This is a genomic window from Bartonella vinsonii subsp. vinsonii (assembly GCF_902825235.1).
Lineage (GTDB): Bacteria > Pseudomonadota > Alphaproteobacteria > Rhizobiales > Rhizobiaceae > Bartonella > Bartonella vinsonii.
On record NZ_CADEAJ010000014.1, the window covers coordinates 1 to 15018 of the forward strand.

The 15018-nt window shown below is 35.4% G+C and carries 19 protein-coding genes, 2 tRNA genes and 1 pseudogene; 9 read left to right on the forward strand and 13 right to left on the reverse strand.

Annotated elements, in window-relative coordinates:
* Positions 1-162 precede the first annotated feature (162 nt).
* Positions 163-238, forward strand: a tRNA-Phe gene (locus tag J7R12_RS07955).
* Between the two features lie 734 nt (positions 239-972).
* Here J7R12_RS07955 and J7R12_RS07960 read toward each other — a convergent pair.
* The 5 genes from J7R12_RS07960 to J7R12_RS07980 form a co-directional block, all read right to left on the reverse strand.
* Positions 973-1290: a hypothetical protein gene (locus J7R12_RS07960; protein ID WP_126602677.1), complete on the reverse strand. Its 318-nt coding sequence runs from the start codon at positions 1288-1290 to the stop codon at positions 973-975.
* 256 nt (positions 1291-1546) lie between these two features.
* A complete protein-coding gene (locus tag J7R12_RS07965) occupies positions 1547-2101 on the reverse strand; it encodes a biotin transporter BioY (RefSeq protein ID WP_126602675.1) in 555 nt (184 codons plus the stop codon).
* Positions 2102-2137: 36 nt separating this feature from the next.
* Complete coding sequence (locus tag J7R12_RS07970; protein WP_126602673.1) at positions 2138-2752, reverse strand: energy-coupling factor transporter transmembrane component T family protein; 615 nt, start codon at positions 2750-2752, stop codon at positions 2138-2140.
* Positions 2749-3429: an energy-coupling factor ABC transporter ATP-binding protein gene (locus tag J7R12_RS07975; RefSeq protein ID WP_126602671.1), complete on the reverse strand. Its 681-nt coding sequence runs from the start codon at positions 3427-3429 to the stop codon at positions 2749-2751. The genes J7R12_RS07970 and J7R12_RS07975 overlap by 4 nt, the downstream gene beginning before the upstream one ends.
* A 42-nt stretch (positions 3430-3471) precedes the next feature.
* Positions 3472-4899 carry an amino acid permease gene (locus tag J7R12_RS07980; RefSeq protein ID WP_197721529.1) on the reverse strand — a complete coding sequence of 476 codons (1428 nt, stop codon included), beginning with the start codon at positions 4897-4899 and terminating at the stop codon, positions 3472-3474.
* 183 nt (positions 4900-5082) lie between these two features.
* Here J7R12_RS07980 and J7R12_RS09080 point away from each other — a divergent pair, with 183 nt between their 5' ends.
* Positions 5083-5418, forward strand: a complete 336-nt coding sequence (locus J7R12_RS09080; RefSeq protein ID WP_126602667.1) for a hypothetical protein — start codon at positions 5083-5085, stop codon at positions 5416-5418.
* A gap of 537 nt (positions 5419-5955) precedes the next feature.
* Here J7R12_RS09080 and J7R12_RS07985 read toward each other — a convergent pair.
* Complete coding sequence (locus J7R12_RS07985) at positions 5956-6162, reverse strand: SlyX family protein (protein WP_126601762.1); 207 nt, start codon at positions 6160-6162, stop codon at positions 5956-5958.
* A gap of 453 nt (positions 6163-6615) precedes the next feature.
* Between J7R12_RS07985 and J7R12_RS07990 the strand changes: the two genes are divergently transcribed.
* Positions 6616-6691: transfer RNA gene (locus J7R12_RS07990), tRNA-Thr, on the forward strand.
* Positions 6692-6790: 99 nt separating this feature from the next.
* Here J7R12_RS07990 and J7R12_RS07995 read toward each other — a convergent pair.
* The 6 genes from J7R12_RS07995 to J7R12_RS08020 all read right to left on the reverse strand — a co-directional run bounded on the left by J7R12_RS07995 (position 6791) and on the right by J7R12_RS08020 (position 10371).
* The gene (locus J7R12_RS07995; RefSeq protein ID WP_126601764.1) at positions 6791-6994 is read right to left on the reverse strand and encodes a helix-turn-helix transcriptional regulator; all 204 of its coding nucleotides are present in this window, start codon (positions 6992-6994) and stop codon (positions 6791-6793) included.
* Between the two features lie 75 nt (positions 6995-7069).
* Positions 7070-7693: a lambda exonuclease family protein gene (locus J7R12_RS08000; protein ID WP_126601766.1), complete on the reverse strand. Its 624-nt coding sequence runs from the start codon at positions 7691-7693 to the stop codon at positions 7070-7072.
* Position 7694: 1 nt separating this feature from the next.
* Positions 7695-8471, reverse strand: coding sequence for an ERF family protein (locus J7R12_RS08005; RefSeq protein ID WP_126601768.1), 777 nt, complete (start codon positions 8469-8471; stop codon positions 7695-7697).
* A gap of 139 nt (positions 8472-8610) precedes the next feature.
* Positions 8611-9369 (reverse strand): antA/AntB antirepressor family protein, encoded by a 759-nt coding sequence (locus J7R12_RS08010; RefSeq protein ID WP_126601770.1) that lies wholly within the window; start codon positions 9367-9369, stop codon positions 8611-8613.
* Between the two features lie 56 nt (positions 9370-9425).
* Complete coding sequence (locus tag J7R12_RS08015) at positions 9426-9800, reverse strand: hypothetical protein (protein WP_126601772.1); 375 nt, start codon at positions 9798-9800, stop codon at positions 9426-9428.
* Between the two features lie 232 nt (positions 9801-10032).
* Positions 10033-10371 (reverse strand): helix-turn-helix domain-containing protein, encoded by a 339-nt coding sequence (locus J7R12_RS08020; RefSeq protein WP_234924861.1) that lies wholly within the window; start codon positions 10369-10371, stop codon positions 10033-10035.
* 83 nt (positions 10372-10454) lie between these two features.
* On the opposite strand from J7R12_RS08020, the gene J7R12_RS08025 reads away from it, so the two are divergent.
* Together J7R12_RS08025 and J7R12_RS08030 are read left to right on the forward strand one after the other, a co-directional pair.
* A complete protein-coding gene (locus J7R12_RS08025; protein WP_126601776.1) occupies positions 10455-10811 on the forward strand; it encodes a hypothetical protein in 357 nt (118 codons plus the stop codon).
* Between the two features lie 55 nt (positions 10812-10866).
* Complete coding sequence (locus J7R12_RS08030) at positions 10867-11184, forward strand: hypothetical protein (protein WP_234924862.1); 318 nt, start codon at positions 10867-10869, stop codon at positions 11182-11184.
* A 1-nt stretch (position 11185) separates the two neighbouring features.
* Here J7R12_RS08030 and J7R12_RS08035 read toward each other — a convergent pair whose 3' ends face one another.
* Entirely contained in the window at positions 11186-11932 is a 747-nt protein-coding gene (locus J7R12_RS08035; protein WP_126601780.1) for a hypothetical protein, read from the reverse strand.
* Between the two features lie 169 nt (positions 11933-12101).
* Here J7R12_RS08035 and J7R12_RS08040 point away from each other — a divergent pair, with 169 nt between their 5' ends.
* The 4 genes and pseudogenes from J7R12_RS08040 to J7R12_RS08055 form a co-directional block, all read left to right on the forward strand.
* Entirely contained in the window at positions 12102-13241 is a 1140-nt protein-coding gene (locus J7R12_RS08040) for a YdaU family protein (RefSeq protein ID WP_126601781.1), read from the forward strand.
* On the forward strand, positions 13207-13563 hold the full coding sequence (locus J7R12_RS08045) for a hypothetical protein (RefSeq protein ID WP_126603988.1): 357 nt from the start codon (positions 13207-13209) through the stop codon (positions 13561-13563). Before J7R12_RS08040 ends, J7R12_RS08045 begins: the two co-directional genes overlap by 35 nt.
* A gap of 149 nt (positions 13564-13712) precedes the next feature.
* Positions 13713-14108 (forward strand): hypothetical protein, encoded by a 396-nt coding sequence (locus tag J7R12_RS08050; protein ID WP_126601783.1) that lies wholly within the window; start codon positions 13713-13715, stop codon positions 14106-14108.
* 104 nt (positions 14109-14212) lie between these two features.
* Positions 14213-15018: pseudogene (locus J7R12_RS08055) on the forward strand (DnaB-like helicase N-terminal domain-containing protein); the annotation flags it as partial.

Genomic DNA, 15018 nt, shown 5'->3' on the forward strand with positions numbered 1-15018 from the left:
TGTCATAATATAGCTATCAAGTTTATTTTATTGGAAAGAGTCATTATATTGCTTAGAATACGGAGATAAACTTATAAAAAATCAATTATTTTTCGTTTCATGACTGGACAGAGAAAATTTTAATGTTATAACCGCACACGTTTCACGTGTTTTGTGAAATGTGCCCAGATAGCTCAGTTGGTAGAGCAGCGGACTGAAAATCCGCGTGTCCGTGGTTCGAATCCGCGTCTGGGCACCATGTTCTTTTTCACCAAAATAATTTATTGATTTTCCTATGTTTTTTAAGGTGAGGAATGCGTGGATAAAAGTGAGGGAATAGGATTTTCAAATTTACCTCTATTTGGGATTCTTTTAATTGCGAATCGAAAGTTCTTTTCGGAGGTTTTTTTAGAAAAAACAACTGTCTAAAAGATTTTCGCTTTTAAAAAATCAGAATTTTTGAAAATCTCTTTCACCTTTGTATAATCATTAAAATTCTGTACACATTACTTTCGATATCCTTGAAAAGATGTTCCACTTTAATAAAATTATATTCAAAAAATTACCGACAGAATAACAATTCGCCTTGAGATAATACTGTAAATCTGAATGAAATAAGCTGTTTGGAATACTTTAAAATACAACAACTCATTTCTATAAAAAATTTAAATAGAGGGAGAAACTTTTGCCTAATACGTTTCATTTGCTCTAAAAGCTTTGCTGAATTAAATTGAGTAATTTTTTTCCAAAATAAAAAATCTTATAAGCTCTTTTCCATAAATAACCCAACATTGTAAAAAACGTGTATGTTTTAACCTTTGACAATCTCATAAGATCAAAATCCGCAAATTCGCAAAATAATAACTGTGCCCCTCTATGTCTTGCTAAATCATCTAAACAATTCTGAATATATTAAAAAAGACTAATAGTTTTACTCTTCAGATTACTTATACTGGTCAATCATTGCTTAATGAAAAAATACTCTCTCTCATCCTACCAATGAAATATAGAGAATATGGAAGCGTATAAATATCGTCCTAAATCAGCATACAGACGTCCTAATTTTGAAAAAGCCGATGTTACAGTTTTCCAAAATATACCATGCTTCCCAGGATGAGCTGGTGCAATAACTTTATTCAACAAAGAATCAAAAGACGCAACCTGTTCACTCAGAAACACATTTTTTGCAGAAACAATCGGCACAAGAACAACAGACGTTTCTTTTTGAAAACCCTTATGCTCAGACGCTTTCACAACAGATGAAAACAATAAAATAACAACGCATACAAAAAAACAATATCTTATATTCATAATTTTACTCTTATATATTTTTATACTTTATTTTAATTGCCTAAATGGATTTAATATAATATCTTTTTGTATTATATATTATAAATACAAATAATCATAGAAAAAAAATTATAACCTATATAAGTGATAAATGGATATTTTTATGTTTTTAACACACCCAAATAATATACGTACTGTATAGTATATTTTTAATTAATACTTAAATAACACACAATAAGTTTCTTTTATCTTACATATTTTTCTATTTAAGTGAAAATTACCCTTTTCGTGGTTCAATGAGGGGAATAGATTTTTTAACTGTAAGTGCAACAAAGGATGCGATCAACACTTTCAGAAAATCGCCAATCAAAAAACCTGATGTGCTTATTAAGGCTGTCAGCAAAGGAGTCTGAGTAACATAAGCCATCCATGGTATTCCAAAAAGGAAAACAATCCCAATACCACCTACAGCATTTATCACAAACAATGTTATAAAATTTAGCCGCCGCCAAAACAACTCAACCATAAAACCAATAAAAAATGCAGCAAATGGAAAACCTATCAGATAACCACTCGTAGCTCCTAAAAAAACACTCATTCCACCGCGACCACTAGGCAAAAGAGGTAACCCAATTGCAATAAGAACAAGGAAAAGAAGTGATGCTAACGCTCCCCTTTTCGCCCCGAGTATAGATCCTGCTAGCATCGGTCCCATCGATTGAGCTGTAATAGGAACTCCAAGAAGAAAAGGAAGGAAAATAGGAGGAAACAAACCCAACACTGCATAAATAGCAGAAAAGAGGGCAATATAAGATAAATCTTTGGTATTCATTAAATTATTCCTTTACTGTGAATGTTTTTATCGACACTAGACTTTACTATCAGTATTACTGTCATAAGAACGTGCTTCCAAGGCTTCAGCTACCTCTGAAGCCATCTTGATAGTTCGTATAATAAGGGGCATTGCAAGAGCAAAAATATTGCTATCAAATCCGCGCGCGCACTGTGCTTCACGCACTTCATTAAATTTCTCACTCAAAAGAGGAATAAACCTGATCGCCATAGAGATAACCATACTTACTTTTGATGGATTTATGCCAAAACAATGAAAATGCTGAAGCCCTGCTTGAATCGAGTCAACCATATCTGAAACTTTTGTCGTGAATGAAATAAGTGATGATAAAGAAAAAAGAATAATAAGGCGCAATACGACCTCAACACCCTCAAGCCAACTCTTAAAAAAAACTTGAAAAACAAATATAAGTATTAAAAATAAGCTCATCGATTTAAGTTGTTTTACAACATTGTGGAAAGGGATCTTCGCCATTCTATACAACAAAGTTACAAATAATAAAAACAACGAGAGCACTGCTATAGATGAAACCATGAATAGAGTCGTTCCACATGTCGCAAGAAATAACAACTTAACACTTGGTCTAAGCCTATGCAGAAAGGTATCTTGATGAAGATATAAGCCAATCACGACATTCTTCTTATATATTCTTTGATGGCAACAAAAGGTACATCATCAACAACTATTTCCCCCTTATCAAAAACCAACACTCTATCAAACTTTTTCAAAAACTCCAAATCATGTGATACAATGATTGCTGTTTGTGATAATTCCTCTATAACCTGCGTCACGCGGCGTTTATTGCGCAAATCAAGTAATGTCGTCGGCTCATCAAAAACAATATAGTCTGGCTTCATTGCAACTACACTGGAAATGGCAACGAGTTGTTTTTGTCCACCACTTAATAAATGAACTGCGTGATTTCTGAAATTTTGGAGATCATAGCGCTGTAAAATTTCATCTACACGCTCCTTAATTTCATCTTTGCTAAGTTTTAGATTTTTGAGACCAAAAGAGAGATCTTCTTCCACTAATGGTAAAACGATTTGATTATCAGGATTTTGAAAAACGAAGCCTACTTTACGCTTTACTGCTTTTGCATCGCGCTTTGTATCAAGCCCGTCAACGCTTACAAAACCGTCAGATGGTAATTGCAACCCATTGATAAGACGAACAAATGTACTTTTTCCAGAACCATTCGCACCAATAACAGCAATTCGTCTTTCAGCAAGCTGTACCGTAATATTCCTTAAAACACACAAATCACCAAAGATTTGTGTCACCTTATCAAACTTTATAATCCCCAAGACTTATTCCAATCAATCCCTTTATTATTACCTTTTTTACTGCTACCGCTTAATTTTATAGCCTAAGAGTAAAAACAAGCACCATATAGGAATAATAATAACTGCTAAGCTCATATCAGGCATCTGTACAGGAATATATGTTTCAAGAGAGGACGTCTCTATTCCTATCATATCAAAAAGTCGAGTCATTAACCCATTTTTCCCAAAGCCACTTACAAACATAATGCAAAATAACAAAGCAAGAAAGCAGAGACAAAAGTAGTTAGCGTAAGGATATAAACCAAACGCATAAATAAAAGCTCCTTTTCTGTTTTTATGTGCCCTTCGAAATTTTAAATGAACAATAACAATAATAGCCCAAGTAATAACAGCTGCTGCAGTCGCAAGAGCCATAATCCGCATAAAACTATTATCAGGAATAAGAGCATTCACAACTATAATCACCGCAGTACAAAGCGATGAAAAAAGGATAGCAACATAAGGAACACGAGCAGCACTAAGTTTACTAAAAATATGTGGAGCATTTTTTTGTATAGCTAGACTGTAAAGCATACGACCATTGGAATAAATACCACTATTGTAAACCGAAATAGCAGCCATAATAACCACAAAATTCAAAATATGACCGGCAGCTGGAATACCTATGGTCTCAAAGATTGTAACAAAAGGGCTACCCTTTTCCCCGATCATATTCCACGGGCTTATCATCATAATAACACTAATAGAGCCAACATAAAAAATTACAATCCTCCATATAACTTTACGAATAGCGATTGGTATTGTTTTTTGTGGATTTGATACTTCCCCAGCAGCAATACCAATCAGTTCTGTTCCTCCAAATGAAAACATCACTACACACGTAGCCAAAACAACTCCCATTGCACCATAAGGGAAAAAACCACCATGAGCCCAAAGATGATGGATGCCCACTTGATTTCCATCTATTCCGGTAACAATGAGAAAAAATCCAAAAATAATCATACCAACAACAGCAACAACTTTAATCAAAGCCAAGCAAAATTCAAATTCACCGTAAAAACGAACATTCAACAAATTGATCAATGTCACCAATAAAAGAATAATGAGTGATGACTTCCAGTGATCAATAAAAATCCAATGATCTAGATAAAATCCGATAACTGTAAGTTCGGTCATACTGACGAGAATATAAAGAAACCAATAATTCCAACCTGTTATGAAACCAGCTAAACTCCCCCAATATTTATAGGCAAAGAAACTAAAAGCACCAGATATTGGCTCTTCTACTGACATCTCACCAAGCATTCGCATGATGAAATAGATAATCAATCCCCCAAAAAGATAAGCAAGAATAGTTGAAGGACCAGCTAATTTTATGGATTCTGTTGACCCATAAAAAAGACCCGTTCCAATGACTCCCCCTAAAGCAATCATTTGAACGTGACGATTTTGAAGATTACGCTTCAATTCATTGTGCTTTTCCTCAAACATCATTCCTCATTTCTTTTATTGTATTCAACCTAAATTTTTATCGAAATAAAATAAACATCGTTTTTATGCATCTTTTTCAAAAAAAATACAAAAAGAATGTAAACTTATTTTTCTTGTCATAATGCAACTCCTTGTTTTGCTATGCATTATGTGAATGATCCGTTAAAATTACAGGGAGAAAATATGCTCCGTCTTTTGCTAAAATTAATGGCTTTTATTTTTGTTACACTAACAATTATAATATTGGTCATTGACAGTGCATACTCCGTGAGCACATCATATTGGACGACAACCCCCTTGAATAAAATGCTAGCAAACCTTCTACAAACAGATATCTATGGTCTTAACCAATCTATACGTAATATCATACCCGCTTTTCTATCCTCAATTTGTATTGCTCTTACTTGTTTACCAGCATGGACTATCTTTGGTGCTTGCGCAATAATATGTTGTATCTTGAATCACGAGAAACAAAAGCCTTTTTACAAAAAAACATATATAAAAGGAAAATATATTTAAAATTGAAAAGATTCCTTTAAAATTTAGTATCATATACAATACATCTTTGAGGATTTTATTCTATCAAAATATCTGAATAGGGATAGCTTAAAAGCGTCTTATTTGCATAATATTCATTCAACTCATGATTGCTATAGACGACTGCAGTGTTTACTCATTTTCGTTAATTTGCTGTATTTAACCTTTTTATTCCACCTATAAGGACAGTCTGTACAGGGAGGCAATATGTTAAGAGCTGATTACTAATTTTCCCCTCAAAAAGTTTATTCTGTTTTTCAGCATCATGAATCGCATACGGGAAATGCCTTCCGCAGTAAGATTGAAAATTTCTTGAAATAATGAAAGAAAATTCTGAATCTTATAAAGAACTATCTTACACGCTTAATAGAACGCATTAAATAAAAAACTGAGCACTAAATAACTATAATTGTGATAAAAACTCACATCATTATAGTTTGCACTCTGTTATATCTTGAAAAAAAACCAAAACATCATTATTGGAAAAATTTAGAAGTTTCAAAAAAACATCTAACATTTCTATTGATGAGAAGAGGGAAGAGTAATATCTTCGGAAACTCTCTGTTCTTCTAAATTTGAAAATTTTCTCATTAAAACATTAATTTTTTTAGATATCTCATTCAAACTTTTCCATTGATCAGTTACCACGCAAGAAAGCTCGTCAATAAGTTTTTCTTGATAAGCTAGCTTCGTTTCTAATTCTATTAGCCTATTTTCATCCGACATGGCTCTTATTCCATCTTAAATAGAAGAACATATTTAAATTATTAAATCCTCTTTTTATTCTTATTTCTATAAGAATGAGAAGTCCTTTTTCTACCCATTCCACTGATCTTATCTTCACATAATAAAGGTTGGTAATATCTTTTATTCCCCTAATCGTTTACCCAATATTTTTTCCTTTGCATAGAAAAAGAAAATATCCCATCATTTTTTCCTCTCCAAAGATGCACTATTTTCATACCGACTTCTAAGTTTAAATGTAATCGTAAATTGGAAAGCATTTTATAGCATCAAGATCAAAAATATTGTTCTGCTTTTAAACCCTTGTACTCCCCTCCTCCTCCCTCAATAATTACAGCATGTTATAAATTAGTGAAAAAAATGCATACTTGCTTTTGTATGGACTTTTGGCTATTACCCTCGAACTGACTGTTGTCTCATTATATACAAATCTAGGCCGCATTAGCTCAGTTGGTAGAGCACATCATTCGTAATGATGGGGTCGCTGGTTCGAATCCGGCATGCGGCACCATTTTGTGTCTTTAACATATTGAAATATATAGATTTTTTCTTTGATTGGCAATTTTTAGACCACCTTTTGGACCACCTTATACAGTTTATATAATTTTACCTAATTTGTTCTTATTTGCTCCTTATTTTTCTTTGGAGTGAATGCCAAGATTTCTTTCTTTCTCCATCTCACTGCTCTCCCTAATTTATAGGGTTCAGGAAACTCTCCCTGAAGCACCCAATTGCGAATCGTTGTTGTGGATACGCTAAAAAGCTGTGCACATTCACGTGTCGTTACATATCTATCGCCATCATCAAATATCATCTCATGACCTTTCTCTTTTTTATATTACATAAGTGGGCGGGGATGCTCGGGAGGAGAAGAGCACCCCCATAAACTTCAAGCAGCTTTTGTCAAAATCTTTTTCATGTCTTGTTCTATTTCCCCTAAAAAGGCTTCAACAGCTTTATTAATCTCTTCAATGTGTTTCTCATCACGGAGAATGCGTTTGATTTTCATTCTCAAACCAGTAGATTTGCCTACAAAGTTTGGATTATAGCTCATGAAATGACACCATTTGCGTCCTGTGCATGCCATTTGGAATTGCATCTGCGCGTGATATTCAGGCTTGATTTCGTCATACATAAAAAAACGAAGATGGGTCGTTGATTGCGGGCATTTGACTTCAACTAAACCGTCATCACCAACAAACCCATCAGGACTAGCCCCCGCCATTTCCATTTTTGGGTGTGGGATAAACCCGCATCTTGTAACATTGGTGTCATAAATGAGTTCATATTCTTTCAAGGCATTATCCTCATGTTCAATGCCCCATTGCATAGCAGGTGTTGTATAAGATTGGCTTATTTCCCCTGTTAAGCGCTCTGTCATGAGTTTCATTTTGTAGTCTTCATATTTGCTTGTCGGCAAACCTTTTGCTGTCTTACTGAGTACGTTGTAAACATTAGATGCGGTGACTTTCCCTAGCCGCGCTTGAAACCATTCTGCTGTCCTTTGTTCCATCTCACACCGCCGTTTGTTGCTCTTGTGGTGGTAAGGATTGTTGTGCTTCATTCATTTGCGTGCGTTGCTTTTTTTTCAAAGAAAACAAAGCGGTTTGTGCTTGTTTATAAGACATATCTGTGATTTTTTTCTCTCCTATGAAAGAGAGAAGTTTGCTTTCATCTGATTGTGTCTGTTCTATTAATTCTCTGATCTCATTCATTTGTTCAGGAGAGATACCTGAAAGAAGTGTTATTCCATCTGTATCGTCTTCTTTTCTTGCGACATTAAGAAGCATGCCTAAGAGATATCTACGTGCGTAGGTGAGAGTAGAACCAACCGCTTGTATGTTATTTTTGCTCCCTGTAGCGTCAAAAGGAAATGTTCCTTCTGTTGATATTTCATTGCCTGATATATGCTTTAAAGCCATTTCTACAGTTATACTATTCGAACTCTGCTCTTTGATACGAGAGAACAAGGCAAAGTGATATTTTGCAAGAGGTTCTTTGATTGCATCAATATATTTATCAAGTGTTGTATAGAGGCTTTTAGTATGTGTATTAATGGCGTTTTGTTCGATACTTTTGTATTCCATTTGCATCGCGGAAAGATCACGGACAAAGTTTTGGCGCTCTTGTCGTTCTATCTCTTTTTCTCGCAATTCGAGAAGACGCTTGAGACGATCCATATCAACATCATTTTCTAATGCTCTGGTTAAAATGCGTTCCATAGCTGTAGCTTTGGCTGCTAAATGTTGTGTTTCTTCAATTTCTGTTAGGTTAGTGTTTTGTTCACTCATCTTGATTTCCTTCATTGCACGCAATTCTCCCGTGGCGTGAATCACGCTTGTGTTTAAAAGTTGGTTGTGTGGTTAGAAATGGCTTATAGAGATACTATAAGATTAGTCGTTCGTATTTCTTTTCCATGATGATTTCCTTTTAATGCATGGTTTGTCTTTTAAGCTCTTGAGAAAGCACACCAATTCCTTTTGCTGTGATTTTTGCGCAAGGAATGATTTTTTCTATTCCACTTGCGGTTTGGAGTGTGATAGTTGGACAATCCATAAGTTGCTTTTGGATTTTGTCTTGATAAGGAAGCAAATTTCCACCTGCTGCTCGTCTGTAAACCCATCCTTTTTTCTGTAAGAAGAGAATGAACTGTTTTGGTTGCATCTCGAGTATTTTAGCGGCTTCTGTAAGACCAAACAGTCCATTATGACGCTGTAAGCTTTCAAGAGCCATTGCCTTTGGTTTAAGGGTACTCACTTCACTTTTTAAAATCTCTAATTGTGTGACGCTTTCTAAAAGCAATTTTTTCACAAACAGAGGGTCTTCTAAAGCATTTGCAAGGTCTAAAGGTTTCTTTGCACGCCGTTCACATTCAATAAAATATTGACGGGCTTGTTTACCTTTTTCATTACGCTCTACCATGGCGAGCTCTTTAGCCATGTCTAATGTGAGGTGATAGTCTATAGCTGTAACAGCTCTAGATTTTGCGCTCCCCAATTTTGGGGATCGCAAATCTTGTGTTTTTATAAAATCACTTCCCTCTTCAAATTCATATTGATGAATACGGTCCTTAATCCAAGTAGAGAAATCTTTCCCAATTTCCAAAAATGCATGCAACTCACGTGCGTTGACCGTTTGAACTGTTACGTGTTTGATTGTATTTTGTTGGATAGCAATAGGCTTTTCCATGACAGACCTCATATTGATGGGATTGAAAGGGGCGCTTGAGAAAACGCCCTCAGAATTTAAAGCACATCACAAGGACGCAAACGGTGTTGCTGTTCATAGGTCCCGTACATTTTATCATTATATTTTTCGTCTGCGATATCGTTTAAAAGCCTATGGTAAGCATTGCTTTCATAGATATAATGATCAACCTTGCTGTCCTCATCGAGAAAATCTATGTTTTGTTTTATATATACCTCTGCAATCTCTTCAGAGATATCTTCACAACTGTTCTCAGAAGGATTGATGCGAAAGATTTGTATGGCATCATCTGCTTCGTCAACAATTCCTAGAACTTGGTTTTCATCAAGTGGACCTGATTGTCCAATGTGTTGATCATCATCGTAAACAACTAACAAAATTTCATTAGAATTTATAAGAATTGGCTTATCCATAATTTCTCCTCCCTAACGCCTCTTGGCAATTGTTTGTTTGCGGTTTATAGATTTACAATACGTTTTTCGTAATAATTTGTCAAGAAAAAAATACGATAAACGTAATTTTTATGTTTATAATCCACATGATTATTATCATTAAATACAAACGGGGACGTTATGTTGGACATTAAAAGAAAAAAGCGGCTATCTGCAATGCTAAATAAATTAACTGAAAGCGAAAAAAGAGCTTTTATGGATTTCGTGCTGCGAGCAAAGATTTTAAAAGATCCTCAACAATCTTTTTTTCAGAATCATTTGCTTGGGAATACAAATAAAGAAAATCATCAGAACATAATCCGGAAACCGGTGAGGAATCTTTAAAAAACTCCATAATCTTTACAAGTTCATCAGCTTTAACGTCTCTCATTTCTTTATTGGGATCAAGATTGACAATATTAGATATAGCTGGTCTACGCACTCCAAGATGGGCTGCAAGTTTTGCTTGACTTCCGCGGCCCATTTTATCGAGCTCTTGCTTTATCCAAATTTTTAGCTCTCTTTGTTTAACCATACTTAAGTTATTTCTCATTTTAAAAAACCTTACAATATTAAAAAATAAGAAAATACGTTTATCGTATTGACTAAAAGTTACTTATATCGTATTTTATTGCCATGATAAAAACATATACAAAAACAGCAAAATTTATAATTGCATATCTTGGTGGATATCAAAAGGTTGCTAATATCATTAATCGCAACGTTATTGTGGTTAGAAAATGGACTTATCCTCTTGAAAAACGGGAAGGTAAGGGTGGAATAATTCCGGCTAAATATCAAGTGATGCTTCTAAACTATGCCGATAAACACAACATCGACCTGCGTCCAGAAGATTTTTTCTATCCTGAGCGTTTGCAAAATTTGTTGGAGGTAGAAAAATTGTCTTCAACATCCGCACTCGTTGATTGTTCGCCTGTTCGTGTGAAAGCATGCAAACAACGCAGCATGTCACAGCACCATACACACTCTTAAAGAAGAAAGATCAGAGATGATAGATGTCCCACAGGTCTCCATAAGCAAAGTCCAGTTGATTGATCTTGTTAATAAGATTGGACAGGAAGACATATATTATAGTATCTTTGCGCGTGATGATAGAAATTATTTTCCATTATTTCCATACGATGATTTTAAACAATGGTTTTCATCTGTCTTTACGCAAGCTTTTACTGCTTGGTTTGATAATCATTTTTCTCAAGAGTTATCATCTTTTTGTCGCTTAAGTAAGCTAATCTTGTTTATGTGCTTAGTCGAAAGTAAGCTTGACTTCTTAAGGGATGACCTCATCGAAAAAAGAAAAGAAGAAATCAAATTAATAAATGATGCGTGCAGTGTGTGTCTGAATTGAGTTAATCCAATTTCTTAAAGTTTATGGGATGGGTTTTTATGATTACAGTCATTGTTTCTTCTGGTATCAATGGGGATGTATGAGTAATGATTAAGATAACTTGGTCTTTTATATCTTCTTCACGTGCTGCTACAAAAATAGGAATATTTGTGGGCTTACTTTCTGAGGGAGCTATAGGAATATTAACATTGATTTCTTGTCCTGTACAGAAATCATCCCCTAATGTGACAAAATATGTTACTTTTTTGGATACATTAATCTTAAAAGGATTAAATTCCGTCTGTTCTTTTTTGTCTTTTCGTACACTGCCATATCCAAGAATAAAGGGAGAATCATCTTTTAACTTTATATTTAGAACGTGGATTATAGCACCTGACTCGTTCTTTGTGCATAAACTAAGACGTGTCCATTTATCTGGAGTTACTAAATTTGATTCTCTTGCATATATGGAAAGTGGCGTCCCTAAATCCTGTACTCTTTTGTTATCTAACAAAATTTTAATATGTTCTTCTGACCATTTGGCAAGATCTTTTGTTGATTTCGCTTGCTCTTTAAGGGCTATCGTCTGTTCTTGGCTTTCTGCAAATTGCTTGGTTATCCATTCCCTATCTTCTTCTCGTTTTTTTGCAGCTTTTTCTAAATCATCTTTGCGGATTTTGGCTGCTTCTTTACGGTCTTTGTATCTTAAAATAAGCGCTACCGAAAGCGACACAGCACCTGTAAGAAGTATCTTTATCCATTCTTGCATCTTTCCCCTCCCCACTTTTTTAGAATCGTTGAGAGGTTACTTTTTCACAAATATTTTTTCAAGACAGGCAATTTCTAAGCACTCTGTCATAGCGCGCATATAAATACGCAACAGCCTTAAGGGGGGATTATGATCACTAATTTATATTTAATGAAAGAAGGGCGCGCGCATGTCTAATGGTATGCCATGGATAAGATTCCATTTGTATGACTGGATAAGTGGTACAGATGGAATGACGTTAGAGCAAAGGGGCGCTTATATGACGCTTCTCGTTCGCATGTATGATAAAAAAGCACCAATTAAAGAAGATTTTGAAACGCTTGCACGTGCTTGCAATTGCTCGCAGAAAAAATTTGCAACTCTTGTCGAATACTTAATGAGGAATGATAAACTTGTTGAGACAGATAATGGTTTGTGGAATACGCGCGTTGAAGAAGAGCTGAACGATTTTGCTGATAAAAAAGAGCACATATCGCAAGTTCGTAGTGAAGCTGGTAAAAAAGGTGCGCAAGCAAAAAACAATACAAAACAACATGTTAACAATTTTGCTGAAGCAAATGACAAGCAAAACGTTTTTTTTGCTGAAGCAAATGCTAAGCAAAATCAAGCTATAAAGAACCAGAATAAGAATATATATAAAAAAAATAACACTATCGTGTTATCAAAAAAAGAAATCGATTTTGAAGATTTAGAAACTGAAGATCAGGTTCACGAGCCAACTGAGGATCATGATTGCGAAAAGCTAGCAGATCAGATCGAACTGGGTGCAGAAACCCAACCTCCCATTCACAAGCAAGAAAGCGTTCCTAAGAAAGCCAAGCGAAGTAAGGGGAAAAAAGAACTTGGAAGCGTACCAGAAGATTTTGAACCTGATTTGCAATACGCGATCGATAAAGGCTTAACGCATGATGAGGCGTTATTAGAATTCGAAAGATTTAAACTTCATTGGAAAGCCAACCCATGTCGAAATGCAAACAATCGCGATTGGCAAAGTGCTTGGTGTGGTTGGATTATTAATCAGAATGGAACGCTAGCCAAGAAATTAGAACAGGAGAAACGATATGCAAACGAACGCTATAAGCTCTCAACAAACAACTTCACAAACAGCCTTTCAGAAAGCTTCAGTGCACTCAAAACAGCAATCACCACTAGCGATTCTTATGGATCAGAATGCAGCAGAGATACAGAGGCTATCAGTTCATTTGCAAAAACTTGCAGAGAGGGTGGATCGGAGTGTGTATCCTCCAATTTCTATGCATGGAAAGCCGTTGACGATGGAGGAGGAAGGGCAAGTTTTGCAAGACTGTAATCGCTTACAAGCACTGCTTTCGCGGAAAGTTACGGTTGAACATATCGAGGCGGCTGCTTATTTGCTTTCTGGTCTAAAAATACCGGCAAATGTAGACCCTAATGTTATCGCTTTGAACTATAGCATAGCGCTAGCAGATGTTTCGGAACACGCCCTTAAACAGGCTGTTAAGGATGTCATATGCGGAAAAGCCAAGGGATTATCGAAAACATTTATGCCAACAGGGGCGGAGCTTGCAGACTATTGCAGAAATTTGAAGAATGACTTTTGTGGCGGAGCTTCAATAGTGAAAATGTATCTAACATCACATAAGAGACAGTAAAGTAGTGAAGTATGCATTTAAATCGATAAAAAGTTACTGTAAAAAGCGATTTGATAATTTTTGATCAAAACCACACAAGGAATTAAAAACGCTTTGTACGATCAAATTTGAGGCAAATAGACCAATTGGTGAAATTAAGGACTAAAAGCATGGGGATTTTAAAAGATTTGTTCTTAAAAAAACGTAAGCAACCAATGAAAAAAGAGTTTGTTGCAACAGCTGTTGGGTATGTTCCATGGGGCGATGGAGCAGCTGAATATTTTTACAATCTCTACGAATACGAAGATGGCGCAAGAGAGTGTGAAAAATTTGATGGTGGTCAGTATTACACTATACCAAAAAATGCAGATTACAGTACCAAAGCGCAAGTGAAAGCATGGCTATATGGTGGTGCAATGCCAACCTCTGTATTGAGTTATGAAGCGTTGATAGACGAAATGAACAAAAAAATACAAAAGCAAGGATATGAACCCTTGATTTGTGAAATTACAGATGATGGTGAGAGAGGTTATTCACATACTTATGATATCGATAAGGAATTATAAAAAGCACTTAATATTCAATTGAGAAATATAAAAATAAAAAACGGGATTCATATTGTAGATTCAATATGTTGTAATGATTTTATTTCCAAATTTGTTAAAAAATTATGACTATAACAAGCGCTGCTCATTCCACTTCTTTGCAAATAGAAGAGCCTTCTTCTTTTCGTCTTCTTCCTCATAATATTGAGGCAGAGAAGGCGCTATTGGGGGCAATCCTTATTAATAATGATGCACTTGATCGTGTTGTGGACTTCCTTAAACCAGCCCATTTTTTCTAACCATTGCATCAAAAGATCTTTGAGATTACCTCACAAATTATCGCAAAAGGAAAACTTGCCAATCCCATTGCCATGAAATCCTTTCTTCCAGCAGAAGAAAAGATTGGTGATATCACTGTCTTCCATTACGTTGTGCGTCTCGCTAAAGAAGCCGTGACAATCATTAATGCGCAAGATTACGGGCGGGTTATTTATGATCTTTTCATTAGACGCTGTTTGATTAATCTTGGCAATGACGTTGTCAATACAGCTTTTGACGCTCCTGTAGAACTGAAGCCATCACAACAGATTGAAATGATTGAACAGCAGTTGTTTGAATTAGCAAAAAAAGGAAAATATGGCAGAGGATTTGAGAACTTCAATAAGGCTGTTAAAAAAGCACTTGAAATGGCAAGTGCTGCTAAAAAGCGTTCTTCACGACTTTCAGGGATAGCACCCCATATAAAAATCCTTGATGAGAAAATGGGAGGATTACAAAAATCTGATCTCATTATTCTCGCTGGTCGCCCCAGAATGGGAAAAACATCTCTTGCGACCAACATTGCCTTTAACATTGCCAATGCTTACAAGCGTGATGGCACAACACAAGATAATGAGGGAGGTATCGTTGGATTCTTCTCCTTGGAAATGTC